Here is an 18,518-nt window from a genome sequence, read left to right as displayed (position 1 = left end):
CGCGCCCTGAGCGCGCCCCGGACAGCCTAAGCGTCACCTGCGCGACCGGCAGTCCCCGTGGGGACGCGTGGACAATGCGCGACGTGCGTCCGCAGGGGCGCCGCCCGGCTCCGGGCCTCCCGTTTTTCTCAAGGCGCTATCCGATGAAGATTGAAATTCCCGAGCAGAAGAAGCTCGTCTACGAGATGTCCATTCCCATCCGCTGGGGCGACATGGACGCCATGGGCCACCTCAACAACGGCACCTACTTCCGCTACATGGAGACCGCCCGCATCGACTGGATGCGCTCGATCGGCTTCGAGCCCGACCCCAAGGGCGAGGGCATGGTGATCGTCAATGCCTTCTGCAATTTCTACCGCCAGATCGAATATCCCGGCGACGTGCTGCTGAAGATGTACGTGAGCGACCCGGGCCGCACCACCTTCGAGAGCTGGGCCACGATGGCGCGCGCCGATGCGCCCGACACGGTCTGTGCGGCCGGCGGCGCCACCACGATCTGGGTCGACTTCCCGAAGCAGAAGGCGATGACGCTGCCCGACTGGCTGCGCGAGATCGTCGCGGCCTGACCCGCGACGCGCCGCCGGCTCAGGCGGGCTGCAGCACGATGCGGGCCTCGAAGCCGGTGGCGGCGCCTTCGGGCGGCGAGCGCAGTTCGAGCCGCGCGTCGTGCTTCTGCACGATGGTCGCGACGATCGACATGCCCAGTCCGTAGCCGGCGTGCTCGTCGCTGTGGCGCACATGGCGCATGCGCAAGGTGCGCAATGCGGCTTCGCTCACGCCCGGGCCGAAGTCGCGCACCACCAGCGAGCAATCGGCCTCGACCGCGATTTGCACCGGCCCGTTGCCGCTGTAGCGCAGTGCGTTCTCCACCAGGTTGCGCAGCGCGATGGCCAGCACGTCGAAGTCGCCCAGCACCACCGGCAGCGCGCCGCTGTCGGGCACCGTCAGGCCGAGCCGGTCGAGTGTCCGTGCGTCCTGCCAGAACTCCTGGGCCACGGTGGCCGCCAGTTGCGACAGGTCGACGCGCTCGCGCGAGAACGAGGCCCCCGACTCGGCGCGCGAGAGCTGCAGTAGCTTCTCGGTGCGCTGGCTGAGCACGCGCAGCGCATCGAGCGCGGCTTCGATGTCCTCGCGTCGCAGCTCGTGCTCCAGCGCGGTCTGCAGCCGCAGGCGGGCCGACGCCAGCGGCGTGCGCAGCTCGTGGGCCGCGTTGGCCGCCAGTGCGCGCTCGACGTCCAGCGATTGCGACAGGCGATCGAGCAGCCGGTTCACGTGGTCGCCCACCGATTGCAGTTCCTGAGGCAGGCCGGGCAGGGCGATCGGCCGCAGGTCGGCGCCGCTGCGCTCGCCGATCTCCTGGGCCAGGCGCTGCAGCACCTGCAGTTCGTCGCGCGCGATCTTGCGCAGCACCCAGGCCAGCAGCGGCAGCACCGCGCCCAGCGGAATGATCAGGCCGAACAGCGTGCGGTTGAGCGCGACGCGCCGTTCGTCCAGCGGGTCGGCCACCTGCAGGAACAGCTCGCGGCTCGGATGGCGCACGGTGTAGATGCGCCAGGACTCGTCGTTGGAGAAGCCCGCGGCCAGCGGCACGTCGAACACGTTGGCGGGCGTCTCGGCCGATCGCATCAGCACACGCTCGTTCCTGTCGACCACCTGGAACATGACCGCGGCATCGGCGAAGGTCGGCGTCGGCGCGATCAGGAACTGGCCCTCGGGCACCTCGCCAGCGCGGCGGTCGAACTCGTCGAGCGCGATGTCGAACATGCGGTGCGACACCTCGACCAGTTCGTTGTCGAAGTTGTAGTTGATCTCGCGGTCCACATACCAGACCACGCCGATCACGCACAGCAGCCAGACCCCGCCGACCCACAGGATCAGCGTCTGGATCAGGCGGCCGGCCAGCGTCTGTCGCTTGACCGGGACCGCCGCGCCCGCGGCGTTCGGCAGGGCGCTCACTCGTCGTCGCCGACTGCGTTGACCAGCCGGTAGCCCAGGCCGCGCAGGGTCTGGATGTGGTTGCGGCCCAGCTTGCGGCGCAGCCGGCTGACGAAGACCTCGAGCGTGTTGCTGTCGGCCTCGTCGTCGAAGCCGTAGAGCGCGTCCTGCAGGTTCTCGCGCGTGTGGATGCGGTCGGGCCGCGTCGCCATCACGCGCAGCAGCGACCATTCCTTCTGCGTCAGTGCCACCGGCACGCCGTTGCGGCGCACCAGCTCGTGCGACAGGTCGATCTGCAGGTCGCCCAGTTCGATGATCGGCGCGCTGGCCGCGCTGCGGCGCCGCTCCACGGCGCGCAGCCGGGCCAACAGCTCGCCGGGGTCGTAGGGTTTGATGAGGTAGTCGTCGGCACCGGCGTCGAGGCCCCGGATGCGGTCGGTGACCTGGTCGCGCGCCGTGAGCACGATCACGATCGGACGCTCCTTGATCGCCCGGATCTGCGGCAGCAGCGCCAGGCCGTCGCCATCGCCCAGATGCAGGTCGAGCAGCACGGCCGCGTACTGTGCCGAGTGCAGCGCGGCCGAGGCCTGCGCCAGGCTGCCGCAGGCATCGACCACGAAGGCCTTGGCCCGCAGGTAGCCGCAGACCGCTTCGGACAGCGTCGCATCGTCTTCGACCAGCAGAACGCGCACGGAAGTCACCTCCAAAAGGGAGCAAGTCTATCGAAGGGGGCGCTTCAGGCGGCGTTCAGCCTGCCTCATTACGCTCGCCGCCATCGTCGACTGGCCTCTTTGGACGGGCACTGCGCCCGAGGTGCATGTTTTCCAGCGCTCGCATTGCCACCATTCCCTCTTTTGTCCCCGCTTCCCTTTCCTTCGGGAAGTCCAGGATCCTCCTCGCCACGCTCGCCGGCCTGCTCGTCGTGCTGCTCTGGGACGCGAGCGGCCTCGACCTGCCGCTGGCCCGCTGGGCCGGCAGCGCCCACGGCTTTCCCCTGCGCGACGATCCGGTCTTCCTGTGGGTCTTTCACGAGGGGCCGCGGCGGCTGAGCTGGCTGTGCGTGGCCGGCCTGCTGGCCGCCATCCGATGGCCCGTCGGCCTGTTGCGCCGCCTGGCACGCGCCGAGCGCGTGCAGCTCGCGCTCACCGTGCTGGCCTCTGTGATCGTCGTGTCGCTGATCAAGCGCAGCAGCCATGCCAGCTGCCCCTGGGACCTGCGCGAGTTCGGTGGCACGGCGGTCTATGTCTCGCATTGGGCCTGGGGCGTGGCCGACGGCGGTCCCGGCGGCTGCTTCCCCGCCGGCCATGCGTCCGCGGCGCTGGCCTATGCGGGCGGCTGGTTCGTGCTGCGGCGCCGCATGCCGCGCGCCGCGGCGTCCTGGCTCGTGACCGCACTGGTCCTGGGGCTGGTGCTCGGGCTCGCGCAGCAGTGGCGCGGAGCGCACTACATGAGCCACACGCTCTGGAGCGCCTGGCTGTGCTGGTCGGTCGGCGGGCTCGTCGACCTGCTCGCGCATACCCGCTGGCGCACCCGCGATGCGATGCCTAAGCTGAATGAATCCTGAACGATGTGTTCAGGCATATTTCAGTCCCGCTCCTCACCATCGGCAGATGACTGCTTCCCTTCCCACGGCGTTTTCACCGATCGAGACTGGCGCACCCTTGCGTGCGCGTGCGCCTTCGTCGCTGCGTCCTCCCGCCTGGCTGCTCGCCCTCGATGCCTGGATGGCGCGCCCGCGGTCCGCCCAGGCGGTGGTGATCGGTCTGTCGCTGTATCTGCTGGTGGCGGCCAACTGGGCGCTGTGGCTCGAGCTCGCACGCATCGGCGGCGCGCCCAGTGTCTACATGCGCTCGGTCGGCGCGATGGCCGTGATGATCGGTTTCGGCACCGTGGCGCTGTTTTCGTTCACCGCCTGGACGCGATGGATGAAGCCGCTGTGGTTCGCGCTCGTGCTGGTCTCGGCCATCGCCCAGCACTACATGCTCACCTACCATGTGGTGATCGATCCGACCATGGCCGCCAACGCCATGCAGACCGACATGCATGAGACGCGCGACCTGCTGAGCTGGCGACTGCTGTTCAACGTGCTGCTGGTGAGCGTGCTGCCCGCCTGGTGGCTGCTGCGCGTGCGCGTGCTGCCGATGCGCGCCTGGGGGCAGATCTGGCGCAATGCCGCGCTGCTGGTCGCGGCGCTGGCGGTGGGCATCGCCGCCACGGCCGCGATGTCGCGCGAGGTCGCGCCGCTGATGCGCAACCACGTCACGCTGCGCTACATGATGAACCCGCTGGCCAGCGTCTACTCGGCCGGCACGGCCGCCATCCGGCCGCTGTTCAAGCGCAGCCGCAAACTGATCCCCATCACGGCCGGCGCGGCACTGGGCCCCAGCTACGCGGCGCAGGTCCGGCCGCCGTTGTTCGTGATGGTGGTGGGCGAGACGGCGCGTTCCGATCACTTCGCGCTCAACGGCTATGCGCGCGACACCACGCCCGAACTCGCGGCACGCGAGGTGCTGAGCTGGCGCAACGTGCATTCCTGCGGAACCAACACGCTGGCCTCGGTGCCCTGCATGTTCTCTTCGCTGGGCAAGAAGGGCTATGAGGGCCGCAAGGACGACTACGAGAACCTGCTCGACGTGGCGCAGGCGGCGGGCCTGGCGGTGCTGTGGATCGACAACCAGGCCGGCTGCAAGGGCGTGTGCGACCGTGTGCCCAACACCTCGGCGGCGGTGGGCCTGTCCGCCGAAGCGAAGGGCAAGCTCTGCGACGGCGACGAGTGCCTCGACGACGTGATGCTCAAGAACATCGACCAGCGCATCGCCGCGCTGCCGGCCGAGCGGCGCCAGCGCGGCGTGCTGCTGGTGATGCACCAGATGGGCAGCCATGGCCCGTCCTATGCGAAGCGCTCGTCGGCCGAGACCAAGCGCTTCGTGCCCGAGTGCAAGACCAATGTGCTGGCCGACTGCAGCCATGGCGAGCTCATGAACGCCTACGACAACTCGATCGCCCACACCGACCGCTTCCTGGCCCGCACCATCGACTGGCTCAAGACCCAGTCGCCGCACTTCGACACCGGCCTGCTCTACATGAGCGACCACGGCGAGTCGCTGGGCGAGTACGGCCTGTTCCTGCACGGCCTGCCCTACAACATCGCGCCCGAGGTGCAGAAGCACGTGCCGATGGTCGCGTGGTTCGACGACGGCCTGAAGACGCGCGAACACCTGTCGACCGCCTGCCTGCAGAAGGACCGCGAAGCGGAGCTCACGCACGACAACCTCTACCACACGCTGCTGGGCGTGCTCGACATCAAGACGCCGACCTACCAGCCCACGCTCGACGCCTTCGCACACTGCAAGGTCGCCTCCAACTGAGCTGTGCGGCTACTTCTTCTCGCGGGGAAGGCGGCCCATCAGGAAAAATTCGGGGTTCGGCTGCATCCCGGTGAAGCTCGCCATCCGGTTCGACAGGCCGAAGAAGGCCGTGATGGCACCGATGTCCCAGATGTCCTCGTCGTCGAAGCCCTGCGCATGCAGCGCGGCGAAGTCGGCATCGTCGATCTCGTGCGAGCGGTCGCAGACCTTCATCGCGAAGTCGAGCATCGCGCGCTGGCGCGGCGTGATGTCGGCCTTGCGGTAGTTCACCGCCACCTGGTCGGCCACCAGCGGCTTCTTCTCGTAGATGCGCAGCAGCGCGCCGTGCGCCACCACGCAGTAGAGGCACTGGTTGGCCGCGCTGGTGGTAGTGACGATCATTTCGCGGTCGCCCTTGGTCAGCGAGCCTTCTTCCTTGAGCATCAGCGCGTCGTGGTAGGCGAAGAAGGCGCGCCATTCGGCCGGGCGGCGCGCGAGCGCCAGGAACACGTTGGGCACGAAGCCGGCCTTCTCCTGCACCGCGAGCACGGCGGTGCGGATGTCCTCGGGCAGGTCCTTCAGTTCGGCCAGCGGGTAGCGTGATGTCATGGGTGTCTCCGTCGTTTGATCGCCCATCATAGGCAGCGCGAAGACCCCGTTTGGGTCTACCCTCGAGGACCGTCCACCCGTCTGCACCCGACCTCATGCGCAATGCCCTCGACTTCAGCTCCTGGCAAGGACTGCTCTCCACGCTGCTCGGCCTCGTGCTGGTGTCGCTGATCGCGGTCGGCATCCGCCTGGTCGTGATGCACAGCGTGCAGCAGCGGCGCGAGCGGCAGAACCGGCAGATCAACGAGCGGCTCAAGACGCTGATCGCGGCCTACAAGACGCTGGGCGGCTCGTTCACCGGCGACTTGGCGGTGGACCCCAGCCATCTGCGCGAACTCCGCGCCCGGGCCGGTGCGGCGCAGGCGGCGCTCGATACCGCGGAGCGCATCGCCGGCGTGCCGGCCGAGGCGCCCGCGCCACGCGAGGACACCGGTTCGGACCGCCGGCGCCGGGTGCGTGACGCCGTGGAGGCCGCGCTCTCCGACGTGATCCTGCTGGGCACGCACGACCAGGTGCGCATGGCGGCCGAGGCGGCCAACGACATGGTGGCCGGCCGGCCGATCGAGACGGCCGCGCTGGTCGCTTCGCTGCGCGGCTTCATCCGCGACGTGCTCGACCTCGAGGTGATCCCGGCCTCGCTGGCCATTCCCAAGCAGGGGCCGTTGCGCGTGAACGGGGGCAGCGGGCGGGCGGCAGCCGGCGGCGCTGCGAAGGGCGCTGGCAAGGGGGGAGGCGGTCAGGGCGGCGGTGGGGGCGGTGGCGGCATGGGCGGTGGCTTCGGCGCACACGCGGACCCTGCGCGCGACGATCTCTCCGCCAACGGCCACTGAGCTGAGGCGCCCGCCAGGGCGCGTCAGGGTGCGAGCTGCTCCGACGGCAGGCGCGACGGGGTCGCGCGCGGCGTGGCGATCAGGTCGCGCATGTCCTGCGCATAGCCTTGCAGCCGGCGTGCCGCACGCTCGCGCTGGGCCGGGCGCGTGAGGTTGTGCAGCGCCGCGATGTTGGCGCAGCTCTCCTGCAGCAGGGCCTGCTGATAGGCCTGCCACGGACCGGCCGGTGGATGCGCGATGCGCTGTGCGTAGGCGTCGATGGCGGTCCGCACCTCGGACACCGGCGCCGCACTGCGACTGAAGCGGCGCAGCAGGGACAGCGACTCCTGCTGCCGCTGGCGGCGCTCGGCGTCGACGCGCCGGGGATCGAAGATCGAGCGGTCCACCGCTTCGCGCAACAGCTGGCGCTGGGTGCTGTCGAGAGAACCGTAGAAATCCTCGCTTCGATCGAGGAAGTCCTGATAGCGCTTCTGGTGCTGCTGCGCCACGCTGCGCTCCAGCCAGTCGCGCGCATAGGTCGCGTTGTTCTTCGCGTACTTGCGCTCGACCTGGTGCAACTGCGTCTCGTCGAGGCTCGCCACCAATTCGGCACCCGCCTGCGAGGCCTCGAGCGCCGTGACGAGCAGGCGATCGCGGACCTCGTCGCCGACCGCACAGACCTCCGATGCCGTCACGTCGGCTGGCGCCTTGGCCGCGGCCTTCTCGATCAGCTGCAGAAACCGGGGCAGTTCGCTGCGTCGATGGCTTTCGAGCAGCGCCGCGAGTTGCTCGCGGACATGGGGTGTCTGGCCGCCGTTGAAGTCCACATAGCCGTCAAGCCACCAGTAGCCCAGTTCGGGCAGGTTGTTGTAGGCCAGCTTGACGGCGCTGCAGCCCACCAGCGCCGCACCCAGCAGCAGGGCACAAGTCGCCCTCGACCACCGGGCCAGGGGCCAGAGCCGCGGTCGTTTCAAGGGCGTACCTGTGGGGGAAGGGAGCGCTTAACCCGCGTCCTTCAAGGCCTTCTTGGCCTTTTCGGCGGAGTTCTGCGAACGGTTCTTGTGGTAGCCCGACTTGACGTTGTTGACGGCCTTGCCCACCGGCCCGCTCTTCTTGGCTTCGTTGTCGGCGCGCTTCTCGTCGATCTTGTGCTTGGCAGCGTCGGTGGCTTCCGACGCGGCCTTGCCGACCTGTGCGCCGGCAGTTAAAACGGTGAGGGAGGCGGCGAGCACGAACAGCATCTTCTTCATCGGGTTCTCCATAAATTGAATCGATCCATCGACTAGACACCGTCTCGGGGCCCGGCCCTGTCAGCCGCCGCCGCGCCTGCCTGTGGTGGCGTGGCGCCAGCCCGCAATAATGGGGCTTTCATCCCTCCAAGGACATCCCGTGCGATTTCTGCTGTGTGCTTCCCTCCTGTGTCTTTCGTCGGCCGCCTTCGCCCAGAGCGCACCGGTCACCACGCCCAGCGGCCTGATCTACCAGTCGCTCACGGAAGGCAGCGGCGCCTCGCCCACGGCCAGCGACACGGTCAAGGTGCACTACCGCGGCACCTTCCCGGACAGCGGCAAGGAGTTCGACAGCTCCTACAAGCGCGGCGAGCCGATCGAGTTTCCGCTGTCGGGCGTGATCCCCTGCTGGACCGAAGGCGTGCAGAAGATGAAGCCCGGTGGCAAGGCCAAGCTGGTGTGCCCGCCGGCCATCGCCTACGGCGCGCGCGGCGCGGGCGGCGTGATCCCGCCCAATGCCACGCTCAACTTCGAGGTCGAGCTGATCTCGGTCAAGGGACGCTGAGCGCGGCGGCGCGCGGCGCGCGCCCCAGCACGGCCGCCACCGCGGCGGCCGCGAGCACCAGCACGCTCCCCAGCAGCATGGCGCTCGCGATGCCCCGGCCGTCGACCGCCAGGCCGCCCAGCAGCGCGCCCGAGGCGATCGCGACCTGGAAGGCCGTCACCAGCATGGCCTGGCCGGCCTCGGGTGCCTCGGGCAGCGCCTTGAGCATCCAGCCCGTGGCCGAGACCGGCACCATGCCGAAGGCCACACCCCAGGCCAGCACCACCACCGCCCCCGCGGCCACGCCCGCACCGATCAGCGTCGAGACGGCCAGCGAAGCGGCCAGCAGCAGGGTGGTGGCGATCACCGCCGTCAACGGGCTGCGCGCCACGATGCGCCCGCCGATGAAGTTGCCCACGAAGCCCGCCGCGCCATAGACCAGCAGCAGGGCCGTGACCAGCGCCGGCGAGAGGCCGAAGATCTGTTGCAGCAGCGGCTTGAGGTAGGTGTAGGCCGCGAAGTGCCCGGCCACCATCAGCACGACCGCCGCCAGGCCGACGGCCGCCAGGCGGCGCGTCAGCGGCGTGAGCAGGTCGCGCGGCCGGATGGCGCGCAGCGCCGGCAGCGCGGGCAGCAGCCACAGCTGCACCACCAGCACCACCGCGGTCAGCAGCGCCGAGGCCGCGAAGGCCGAGCGCCAGCCCGCGACGCTGCCCAGCAGCGCACCGGCCGGCACGCCCAGCACGGTGCCCACCGAGATGCCGGCCAGGATCATCGACATCGCACGCGGCTGGTCGGCCGGCGGCACCAGCTGCGTGCCCACGGCGGGCGCGAAGGACCAGAAGCCGCCCACGCACAGGCCCAGCAGCAGGCGCGCCACCAGCATGGTCGAGAAGCTGGGCGCGAAGGCGGCCAGCAGGTTCGACACCAGCAGCAGCGCGGTCAGCGCCAGCACCACCGTGCGCCGGTCGAGCCGGCCCGCGGCCACGGTCAGCGCCGGTGCGGCGAAGGCCGCGAGCACGCCCGGCATCGTGACCATCAGGCCCGCGGTGCCGTCGGACACGTTCAGGCCGCGCGCGATGTCGGTGAGCAGGCCGACCGGCAGGAACTCGGTCGTGACCATGACGAAGGTGCCCACGGCGATCGAGCCGACCGCGAGCCAGGCCGAGCGGGGTGCCGCGAGGGCGGGTGCGAGCGCCGGGGTGGCGACGGCGTCGTCGCAGGTGGGGCAGGAAGGGGACACGGGGAGGGCTCCGAGGGGCGTATGTGCAAACCCTGGAGTGTGGGCACCGCGGCGCTTCAGACCAAGCCACCGGACGGTCCCAGTGTGTTTCCCCGGCGCCAACAATCGTGGCGCCCGGACGTCCCTACCAGTGGACCCGAAGCCCCACCTGCCCCTGCACGCTGCGCAGTTCCGTGGCGCCCAGCGCGCGGGTGGCCGACAGGCCGGCGTACAGCGAGACCGCGGTGCTGACCTGTCCCGTGATGCCCGCGCCGAGCTCCAGCGCGCTGGCGTTGCGCTGCGTCTGCACCGCATCGCTGGCGCCGAACACCGCGTCGGTGCTGCCGCGCAGCGCATGCCACAGGTTGAGCTTGAGGTAGGGCTTCCACGCGCCCGTGCTGCCGACCGTGCCGTACAGGCGCGCGCCCAGCCGCGCCATCACCGCGTTGTCGTTGTCGAAGCGGACCGTGGCGATGCCGTCGTCGATGTCGTCGAGCGAACTGCGCTGCCAGATGAGCTGGGCCTGCGGTTCGAGCACCGCGCTGCCGCCCAGCGCCACCGGGTAGCCGGCCTCGATCGACGCGGTGAACAGGTCGCCGCGCGGCTTGCCACCCCGGCCCAGCGTCGACAGCGCATCGGCCTTGTAGCGCGTGCCCATGAGCACCGCATCGCTGTACCAGCCCGTGGTGCCGATGTGCGTCCAGTAGGCGCCCAGGCTGTAGCCCTCGACCACCAGCTGGCCGACCTGGGTCTTCGTCGCGCCGTCGGCCATGCCGCTCGCGTCGCCGCTGGCGCGGGTGTAGCCGGCCATCAGCCCGGCGCGGTCGCTGCTGCCGCCGTCGCCGCGCCGCGAGAGCAGATCGTGCCCGACCTGCAGGCCGCTCAGCGTGCCGTCGAACTGTGGGCGGGCGTCGCCATTGAGCTGTTGCTTCGTGCGCTGTCCGAAGACGCGGGCCCAGGAGGCGGGCGCATTGGCGTCGCGCAGCAGCAGGCCGGTGTCGCCCTGGCGCTCGTTGAAGGTGCCGAGCTGCGCGATGCCGAGCTGGCGCACGACGATCGGGATCGTGCTGTAGAGCGCGACCTCGGGCCGGTACAGCGTGACCGGCGCGACCGCCGGCGGCGGCGCGCCGGGATGGGCGGCGGCGGCCTCGGCGATCACGGCCGCGGCCTCTTCGGGCGAGCCGACCACCGCACCGCCCACCGCCAGCGCGTTGGTGCGCAGGTACCAGCTCTGCGTGGCGTCGCCGGTCGCGCCGTTGGCGCCGCCGCGGAACAGGCGGTAGGCATAGGCGCCGGCCTCGACCGGCTGCGCCAGCGCGAAGGCCGTGGGCGTGGTGGTGGCGCCATTGACGGCCTGCACCAGTACGATGCCGTCGGCCACGGTCGCCGCACCGGTGCCGCCGCGGTTGCTGACCTGGATGCGTGTGTCGCCCGAGGCCGTGCCGCCGTCGATCACCAGCCGGTCGGCCGGCGAGCCGTCGCTGCCGAGCACGCTGTTGACCTGCAGCAGCGCGCCATTGCCCACGTAGTTGCCGCGCACCGTGAACGCGCCGTAGCCATTGCCCGCGCCGGGCCCGGGCTGCCAGGTGCCCTGGTTGGTCACGTTGCCCGCGAAGGTGCCGGTGCCCGCCACCACCGTGCCGGGCAGCATCGCGATGCCGGGGCTGCTCAGCGTGCCGCTCACTTCGAAGCGGCCGCTCTCGACGCGGATGCTGTTGGCGAACGTGGCGTCGGTGGTCCAGCGCCAGTCGGTGCCGCGCATCGTGAGGTTCTGGAAATTGCGGAAGGCGTTGTCGACCGTGCCGCTGCCTTCGAGAAAGGTGTCGCTGCGCGCGCCGCCGCCGTCGGCCGCGCCGCGGATCACCGAGCCGGTCTGCAGGATCAGCGTGCCCGTGCCCAGCGGGCCCATGAAGATCGCACCGTCCTGCGTGGCGCCGCCGGCGCCTTCGATCAGGCCGGCATTGACCAGCACGTCGTTGCCGTTCTGGCCGCGGTAGCCGTAGGAGCTCGCGCTCGAGATCACGCCGCCCGCGCGGTTCTCGACCCGCGAGAAGAAGCTGGCGGCGCCCACCGTGTTGGCATGCACCGCGTCGGCGAAGCCGGCGGAAGGCGAGGTGTTGGCGCCCAGCGCGCGGATGGTGCCGGTGTTGATCAGCAGGTTGGCCACCCCGTTGCCGCCTTGCAGGTACACGCCCTTGGAGGCGGTGCCGCTGACGGTGATGGTGCCGCTGTTGGTCACGGTGTTGCCCGGACCGAAGACGAAGATGCCGTGCGAGCTGCCGCCGGTGGTCGTGATGCTGCCGGTGTTGGTCAGCGTGCTGCGCGTGCTGCTGCCCGAGGGCGTGGCCATGCCCGCGGTGCCGCTGCTGGTGGTGCGGATGCTGCCGTTGTTGGTCAGCACGTTGTCGTCGCCGGTCGCCGCCATGGCGGCCCGCGCGGGGCCCGAGCCGCCCGAGACCGTGATGCTGCCGTTGTTGGTGATGCGGCTGCGGTCGCCGACCACCAGCGCCTGGGTGGCGTTGGTGCTCAGCGAGGCGCCGGTGTCGACCGTGATCGTGACGTCGGTGCTGTTGGTCGCGGCCTGTACGCTGGTCGAGCCGGTGATCGTCCCCTGGCAGAGCACGCTGACGCCGCTGCCCGGGGAGAGGGTGGGGCCGCACGCGGCTTCGGCCGCGCCGCCGGACAGGCCCGCCAGCGCGGCGAGCGCTGCCGTCAGCGTGGCACGCGGTCTTCCTCCGGCTTGGCGCGGGGTGCGGTGGCGGATGCGAAGACGCTGCGTTTCAACGGGCATGAGGGCTCCTCAAGGTATCGCGACCAGGATGGGATCGGCCCATTGTGGGTTCTGGTTAACATTTGAGAAACCGTTGGAAATCCCGGGTTGCGCGCAGGCCACAGTCCTGTTTCGACGAGGCGGCGCCTTGCGCGAAGGGGTGTCCATGCCCTCCCGGCGCGCCCGCCGGCCGCGCTGGGCGGCTGTGATCGCCGCGCCGGCCCGCTAGAAGTTGTAGGTCGCCGTCGCCACGACCTTGCGCAGCTCGGCGTAGCGGCAGCTGCCGGCGCTGCAGGCGTTGAGGTAGGTCTTGTTCGTGAGGTTGCGCAGGTTCAGCGCCAGGCTCCAGTGCTGCAGCTCGTAGCCGACGAGCGCATCGAACACGGTGTACGAGGGCACCTTCGCGGCCGCCGATTCCTGGTAGCCGTGGTTCGAGCCCATGAAGCGCGCGCCCAGGCCGACCCTGAAACCGGAATCGAAGCGGTAGTCGGTCCACGCCGAGAGCTGGTTGCGCGACACCGCCTGCATCTGCTTGCCGATCTCGCTGGGCGTGCTGCTGGCCGTGACGATGGCCTTGGGCGTGTAGGTGTAGGCGGCGATCACGTTCATGCGCTTGACCGGCTGGAAGGCCGCTTCGAGCTCGAGCCCGCGCACCAGGATCTCGCCGGTCTGCTTGGGCAGGAAGTCCGGCGTGTAGGTGATGTAGTTCTTGCGGCGCAGGTCGAAGATCGCGGCGCTGTACCTGCTCTTGCCGTCGACCGGCTGGTAGCGCACGCCGACCTCGTACTGGCGCCCGGTCTCGGGCTTGAGCGGGGTGTTGGTCTCGGGGTCGATGGTCGCGGTCGGCGAGAAGGACTCGGAGTAGCTGAGGTACGGCGCCCAGCCGCTCGGATGCAGGTAGACCAGGCCCGCGCGGCGGGTGAACTTGTGGTCGGAGATGCGGGTGCGGGAGCCGTCGGTGTGGCTGTCGAGCGTGGCGGTGGCGCTGTCGTAGCGGCCGCCCAGCGTCGCCACCCAGTCGCCCCACTTGACCTGGTCCTGCAGGTAGGCGCCGGTCTGCACCAGGCGGGTCCGGGCGTCGAACCACGGGTCGCCGGGCACCACGTCGTGGGTGTAGACCGGGTCGTAGCCGTCGATGCCCGAGACCGTGCCGGCGTTGTAGGTGCGCTGGTCGTTGCGCGAGCGCTGGTGGTCCAGGCCGAACAGCACGGTGTGCTGCCAGTCGCCCAGCCGGAGCCTGGCCTGCGCCTGGTTGTCGAGGGTCAGGAGCCGCGCGCTCTCGTGGCTGCCGAAGGGGAAGCGGTTGAGCACGCGGAAGTTGGCCGGGTCCGCCGGATCGTCGGGGTTGACGATCGCGAAGTCGCTCTGGTTGTAGACCTGCCGGTAGTCGACCTTGATCGAGCCGTAGCGCAGGTTCTGGCGCAGCGTCCAGGTGTCGTTCAGGCGATGGTCGAGCAGGTAGCCCACCATCCACTGGTCCTGGTTGAAGTGGTCGAAGCCGGGCTCGCCCACATAGGTCTTGGGCGAGAAGCGGCCGTTGGGATTGGGCAGCAGCGTGCCGACCTCGGGGAAGCTGCCGTAGGAGCTGCCGTCACGGATGCGCAGGTAGTGCGAGAGCAGCGTGAGCGAGGTGTCGCCCGAGGGCTTCCAGGTCAGCGAGGGCGCGAGGAACACGCGGTCGTTGGGCAGGCCGCTGCCTTCCAGCTTGGCGTCGCGTACCAGGCCGGTGAAGCGGTACAGCAGCTTGCCGTCGGCGTCGACCGGGCCCGAGAAGTCGCCCGCGACCTGGCGCCGCGAGTGGTCGCCCAGCTGGAGCTGCAGTTCGCGCAGCGGCTCCTCGGTGGGCCGCTTGCTGACCACGTTGATCATGCCGCCCGGGCCGGTCTGGCCATAGAGCACCGACGAGGGACCGCGCAGCACCTCGATGCGCTCGGTGCCGTAGTTCTCGGTCTGCCAGATGGCCCAGCCGTTGTTGTTGCGCAGCTGCAGGCCGTCGAGGTAGTAGCCGGGCGTCTGGGCGTCGAAGCCGCGGATGATGGTCCAGTCGAAGCGCGAATCGGCGCCCCAGGGCGACACGTTGATGCCGGGCGTGTAGGCCAGCGCGTCCTTGAGGCGCAGCGCGCCGGTGGCCTCGATGAAGTCGGACGTCACGACCGAGATCGACTGCGGCGTCTCGATCAGCGGCGTGTCGGTCTTGGTGCCCGTGGCGCTGCGTTGCGCCACATAGCCGAGCACCGGGCTGGTCGCGGTCTCGCGCTCCGTCGTGGCCGTGACGGTGATCGCGCCCAGCGTCGTGCCCGAGGAGGCGGCCTGGCGCTCGACCGTCACGATGTTGCCCTCGAAGCGGCCGAAGAGGCCGCTGCCGGCCAGCAGGCGTTCGAGCGCCTGGCGCGGGCTCAGCTGGCCCGACACGGCCGGTGCGGTCCTGCCTGCCACCACGTCCTGCTGCACCGCGAGCTGGAGCCGCGTCTGGCGCGCCCAGTCGTTGAGTGCCGAGGCCAGCGGCTGGGCGCCGATGCTGATCTGCATCGGCGTGCCGGCAGGGCCGTTCTGCGCGAGGGCCGGGGCCATGCCGAAGACCAGGGCGAGCGCCACGGCAAGCGGCGCGGGCCGCGTCAGAAGGCGATTCATTTCGATGTGCTCCAGGTAGAAAAAATGGTTCCTACCTGGGAAGACGCACAGGGGGCCGGCCACCCTGTATGCATTCTGAAATAAATCTCATTTGTTTTTGAAAGGGGCCGGACCGACCCGTTTTCAGCGCGCGAGCAGCACTTCGGTGTCGCGCCCGTCCTGCTGCAGGCGCACCGGCAGCACCCGAGGCAGCGCGAGCCGCAGCGTCGCGCGGTTCATCGGGTCGAAGGTGCCGGTCAGCCGCAGTGCGGCTACCTGCGGGTCGCGCACCACCAGGCCGGTGCGCCCATAGCGCGCCAGTTCTTCGAGCGCCTGGCCCAGCGGCACGTCGGTGAAGCTCAGGCGCTGCTCGCGCCAGGGCGCGATGCCGGCGGCGGGCACGGGGCCCACCGGGCCGAGCGCGCCCTGGGCGTCGCTCGCGACCTGCTGTCCCGGGGTCAGCAACACGGACGGGTCTCCTTGACCGGCGGGCGCATCGGCACGCGCCACCCGGACCTTGCCTTGCGCCACCGCCACCGTGACCCCGTCGTGGCCGGACTGCCCGGGCGTGTGCCGCACCGAGAAGCGCGTGCCGACCACGGTCACGCGCAGCGGGCCGGCCAGCACGTCGAAGGGGCGCGACGCATCGGGCTCCACCGAGAACACCGCCTGGCCTTCGTGCAGCCGGACTTCGCGCCGCTGGCGGTAGAAGACCACCTCGATGCGGGTGGCCGTGTCCAGCCGCAGCCGGCTGCCGTCGGGCAGGGGGATGTCCTTCTGCTGCCCGCGCTCGGTGGCGAAGGCCTGGGTCCATCGGGGCTGGGCCAGCAGCTGCTGCCAGGCGACGTAGCCCACGCCGCCCAGCACGGCCGCCGCGCCTGCGGCCGCGAAGAGCGGCTGCAGGAAGCGCCGCCGCGAGCGCGGCGCGGACCGCCGCGGCGCGCGTTCGAGCGCGGTCTTGTCGCGGGCCAGCTGGCCGCGCATGCGGGCCCGCAGGTCGTCGGGCATGGCGTCGAGCGTTTGCCAGGGCGCGGCGCAGCTTTGGTAGGCCTCGCCGTGCAGGGGGCTCGCGGACAGCCAGGCCTGGAAGGCGCGCTCGTCCGCCAGGGCCCAGGCGGCATCCTGGCGGCACACGAACCACCCGAGCGCATCCCGGCGCAGGCGCGCGGCTTCTTCGGATGGCGGGGCAGGGGCATTCATGCGGGGGCTCTTGCTGTTGTAGACGCACGGGCGGTGCCGCACCCTGTAGGCGCCGGCCGGGATCGTCGGATTCTTTTCATTTCGTGGGTCGGCGCTTGCGCGCGCGCGAAGGGTGCGGCACGCCGGCCGTGCCATCGAAGTCCTCCAGCGCCGCCCAGCAGGCCTCCAGCGCGATCTGGACCTGCATCTCCACCGTCTTGGTCGCGATGCCCATGCGCGCGGCGGTCTCGGCATGCGACAGGCCGTCGAACTTGACGCAGAGGAAGGCTTCGCGGCAACGCGGGGGCAAGGTGTCGATCACGGCGGCAATGGCTTCGAAGCGCTGGCGCGAAGCCAGCGCGGCCTCGGGCTCCTGCGCCTCGGGACCGGCCTGTTCGTCGGGCTCGACCACGGCATCGTGCGGGCCGGGCTCGCTGCGTGTTTCGCTGCGGCGATGGTCGTCGGTGACCAGGTTGCGCGCGGTCTGGTAGAGCAGTGCGCGCGGGTCGCGCACCTCCACGCCGTTGCGCTCGGCCGCGTACACGCGCGCGAAGCTCTCCTGCGCCAGATCGGCCGCAGTCTCGCGGTCCCGCACCTTGCGGGCGAGGAAGTTCAGCAGTTCGCGGTAGTAACGCTCGAACACGGGCAGTCCACGGCCGGAGAGGGCGGGTCGAAGTCCTGGGGGCAGGTGGGCTTCGCTTGGCGTGGCTGACCTGGGGGCGATTCAGAAGACGGAGCGCGATTATCTCCGACGCCGGTCGACGGCCCTCAGCCCGATTCGGTCGCGCGCCCCGAGGCCAGCCACGCGTCGAGCCCGCCTGCCAGCGGCCGGGCCCGCTTCGCACCGCGTGTCTGCAGCAGGCGCGCCGCCATCGCCGCCGAGACCTCGTTCGGGCAGTTGCAATACAGCACGATCTCGTGGTGCGCCGAGAAGTCGGGCAGCCCGCGCTGGGCCTTCACGTCCTGCAGGTGCAGCACGATCGCGCCCGGAATCCGGCGCGGTTCGAGTTCGGCGCCGGCCGGCGAGCGCACGTCGATCACCAGCGGCGGCGCGTCGGAGGCCATCAGCGCGTGCAGCTCGTCGACGCTCACGCGCGGGATGTCGATGCTCAGCAGCATCGCGCGGCGCCGCCAGTAGCGCAGGCCCAGGGCGGCCGCCACGGCGATCGCCAGCACCACCAGCGCGGCCGCGCCGGCATCGGCCATGGCGTCGAGCACGGCCTGGATCTGGCTGCTGAACAGCCAGCCCGGCACCAGGAAGGCGGCCGACCAGATGGCCGCGGCCAGCGTGTCGAAACCGAGGAAGCGTGCGGTCGACATCTGCAGCGCGCCGGCCATCGGTGGCGCGACCACCGACACGCCCGGCACGAACTTGGCGGCGATCAGCGAGGTGCCGCCCCAGCGCGTGATCAGCGACTCGCTCTGCCGCACGCAGGTGTCGGGCGAGAGCGAGACCTTGCACAGCAGCCGCATGATGCGGTGGCCGAAGCGGCGCCCGGCATAGAACCAGGCGGCGTCGCCCAGCAGGTTGCCGGCCAGTGCGACCGCCACCGTGGCCCAGAGCGGGATCTGCCCCATGGCCGCCAGCCCGCCGGCCACCACCAGCACGGCCGAGGCCGGCACCGGCACGCCGAGGCGGGCGGCGAGCGTGGCCAGGAAGACCACCGTGACGCCATGCGCGGTGGCCAGGGACAGGAGTTCTTGCATGCGCGCAATCTAACCGTTTCGCATTTCACGTGCGGCCCGAACTGTGGCTGTTCATCTGGTAGCGTGGTGCATGGCCGTTCCTGTTTCAGATTCCCCCGCCTGGACCGTCTATTGCGACGGCAGCGCCGTGCCCAACCCCGGCCGCATGGGCCTGGGCGCGCTGCTGATCGCGCCCGACGGCTCGCGCCATGCGCTGTCGCGCGCCACGCACTCGGTCGGCTGCAACAACGAGGCCGAACTGCGGGCATTGACCGAGGCCTTGCTGGCCGCACGGGCGCAGGGGGCCGCGGCGGTGCAGGTCTACAGCGACAACAGCATCCTGGTCGAACAGCTGGGGGGGCGCGCCGTCAAGCCGATCGAGCGGCTGGCGGATCTGTTCGACGAGGCGCGCGCGCTGCTCGCGTCCTTCGAGCGCGTGGCGCTGCAATGGATACCGCGGCACCGCAACGCCGAGGCCGATGCGCTGGCCCGGGCGGCACTGGGCATGGCGCCGAAGCCCGCCGCCAAGCCGCGCGGCAAGGCCGGCCGGCGCCACAAGGCCCGCGCCTGACACGGTG

17 protein-coding genes are annotated in these 18,518 nt (G+C 70.6%); 6 read left to right on the top strand and 11 right to left on the bottom strand.

Features of this window, described 5'->3' with window-relative positions; genetic code table 11:
- The first annotated feature begins 143 nt into the window (after positions 1-143).
- Positions 144-566: an acyl-CoA thioesterase gene (locus K0H49_RS26015; RefSeq protein WP_219218859.1), complete on the top strand. Its 423-nt coding sequence runs from the start codon at positions 144-146 to the stop codon at positions 564-566.
- Positions 567-585: 19 nt separating this feature from the next.
- Here the strand turns inward: K0H49_RS26015 and K0H49_RS26010 are convergent, their stop codons facing one another.
- Positions 586-1,956: a sensor histidine kinase gene (locus K0H49_RS26010; RefSeq protein ID WP_374122423.1), complete on the bottom strand. Its 1,371-nt coding sequence runs from the start codon at positions 1,954-1,956 to the stop codon at positions 586-588.
- A complete protein-coding gene (locus K0H49_RS26005) occupies positions 1,953-2,627 on the bottom strand; it encodes a response regulator (RefSeq protein ID WP_219218856.1) in 675 nt (224 codons plus the stop codon). Before K0H49_RS26005 ends, K0H49_RS26010 begins: the two co-directional genes overlap by 4 nt.
- A gap of 125 nt (positions 2,628-2,752) precedes the next feature.
- On the opposite strand from K0H49_RS26005, the gene K0H49_RS26000 reads away from it, so the two are divergent.
- On the top strand, positions 2,753-3,499 hold the full coding sequence (locus tag K0H49_RS26000; protein ID WP_219218854.1) for a phosphatase PAP2 family protein: 747 nt from the start codon (positions 2,753-2,755) through the stop codon (positions 3,497-3,499).
- Between the two features lie 46 nt (positions 3,500-3,545).
- Positions 3,546-5,303: a phosphoethanolamine transferase gene (locus K0H49_RS25995; protein ID WP_374122422.1), complete on the top strand. Its 1,758-nt coding sequence runs from the start codon at positions 3,546-3,548 to the stop codon at positions 5,301-5,303.
- 9 nt (positions 5,304-5,312) lie between these two features.
- On the opposite strand, the gene K0H49_RS25990 is transcribed toward K0H49_RS25995, so the two are convergent.
- Complete coding sequence (locus K0H49_RS25990; protein WP_219218845.1) at positions 5,313-5,891, bottom strand: peroxidase-related enzyme; 579 nt, start codon at positions 5,889-5,891, stop codon at positions 5,313-5,315.
- Positions 5,892-5,986: 95 nt separating this feature from the next.
- Between K0H49_RS25990 and K0H49_RS25985 the strand changes: the two genes are divergently transcribed.
- A complete protein-coding gene (locus K0H49_RS25985; protein ID WP_219218844.1) occupies positions 5,987-6,721 on the top strand; it encodes a hypothetical protein in 735 nt (244 codons plus the stop codon).
- A gap of 23 nt (positions 6,722-6,744) precedes the next feature.
- Here K0H49_RS25985 and K0H49_RS25980 read toward each other — a convergent pair whose 3' ends face one another.
- Both K0H49_RS25980 and K0H49_RS25975 read right to left on the bottom strand, forming a co-directional pair.
- On the bottom strand, positions 6,745-7,674 hold the full coding sequence (locus K0H49_RS25980; RefSeq protein WP_257625132.1) for a DUF6279 family lipoprotein: 930 nt from the start codon (positions 7,672-7,674) through the stop codon (positions 6,745-6,747).
- 27 nt (positions 7,675-7,701) lie between these two features.
- Positions 7,702-7,950, bottom strand: coding sequence for a hypothetical protein (locus K0H49_RS25975; protein WP_219218841.1), 249 nt, complete (start codon positions 7,948-7,950; stop codon positions 7,702-7,704).
- A 139-nt stretch (positions 7,951-8,089) separates the two neighbouring features.
- Here K0H49_RS25975 and K0H49_RS25970 point away from each other — a divergent pair, with 139 nt between their 5' ends.
- Positions 8,090-8,494: an FKBP-type peptidyl-prolyl cis-trans isomerase gene (locus K0H49_RS25970; protein ID WP_374122421.1), complete on the top strand. Its 405-nt coding sequence runs from the start codon at positions 8,090-8,092 to the stop codon at positions 8,492-8,494.
- Here K0H49_RS25970 and K0H49_RS25965 read toward each other — a convergent pair.
- The 6 genes from K0H49_RS25965 to K0H49_RS25940 form a co-directional block, all read right to left on the bottom strand.
- Complete coding sequence (locus tag K0H49_RS25965) at positions 8,481-9,716, bottom strand: MFS transporter (RefSeq protein WP_374122420.1); 1,236 nt, start codon at positions 9,714-9,716, stop codon at positions 8,481-8,483. The two genes, K0H49_RS25970 and K0H49_RS25965, sit on opposite strands and share 14 nt — an antisense overlap.
- Positions 9,717-9,840: 124 nt before the next feature.
- Positions 9,841-12,486: an autotransporter family protein gene (locus K0H49_RS25960; RefSeq protein WP_219218836.1), complete on the bottom strand. Its 2,646-nt coding sequence runs from the start codon at positions 12,484-12,486 to the stop codon at positions 9,841-9,843.
- A gap of 204 nt (positions 12,487-12,690) precedes the next feature.
- The gene (locus K0H49_RS25955) at positions 12,691-15,096 is read right to left on the bottom strand and encodes a TonB-dependent siderophore receptor (protein WP_219218834.1); all 2,406 of its coding nucleotides are present in this window, start codon (positions 15,094-15,096) and stop codon (positions 12,691-12,693) included.
- A gap of 123 nt (positions 15,097-15,219) precedes the next feature.
- Positions 15,220-16,275, bottom strand: a complete 1,056-nt coding sequence (locus K0H49_RS25950) for a FecR family protein (protein WP_219218832.1) — start codon at positions 16,273-16,275, stop codon at positions 15,220-15,222.
- A gap of 76 nt (positions 16,276-16,351) precedes the next feature.
- Positions 16,352-16,897, bottom strand: coding sequence for an RNA polymerase sigma factor (locus K0H49_RS25945; RefSeq protein ID WP_219218830.1), 546 nt, complete (start codon positions 16,895-16,897; stop codon positions 16,352-16,354).
- Positions 16,898-17,022: 125 nt separating this feature from the next.
- Positions 17,023-17,961, bottom strand: coding sequence for a DedA family protein/thiosulfate sulfurtransferase GlpE (locus K0H49_RS25940; protein ID WP_219218828.1), 939 nt, complete (start codon positions 17,959-17,961; stop codon positions 17,023-17,025).
- Between the two features lie 70 nt (positions 17,962-18,031).
- Here K0H49_RS25940 and K0H49_RS25935 point away from each other — a divergent pair, with 70 nt between their 5' ends.
- On the top strand, positions 18,032-18,511 hold the full coding sequence (locus K0H49_RS25935) for a ribonuclease HI family protein (RefSeq protein WP_219218825.1): 480 nt from the start codon (positions 18,032-18,034) through the stop codon (positions 18,509-18,511).
- Positions 18,512-18,518 lie beyond the last annotated feature (7 nt).

The organism is Variovorax boronicumulans (assembly GCF_019352895.1).
Classification (GTDB): Bacteria; Pseudomonadota; Gammaproteobacteria; order Burkholderiales; family Burkholderiaceae_C; genus Variovorax; species Variovorax boronicumulans_A.
Note: the sequence above shows the minus strand (reverse complement) of the source record. Positions and strands in the feature narration are given on the sequence as shown.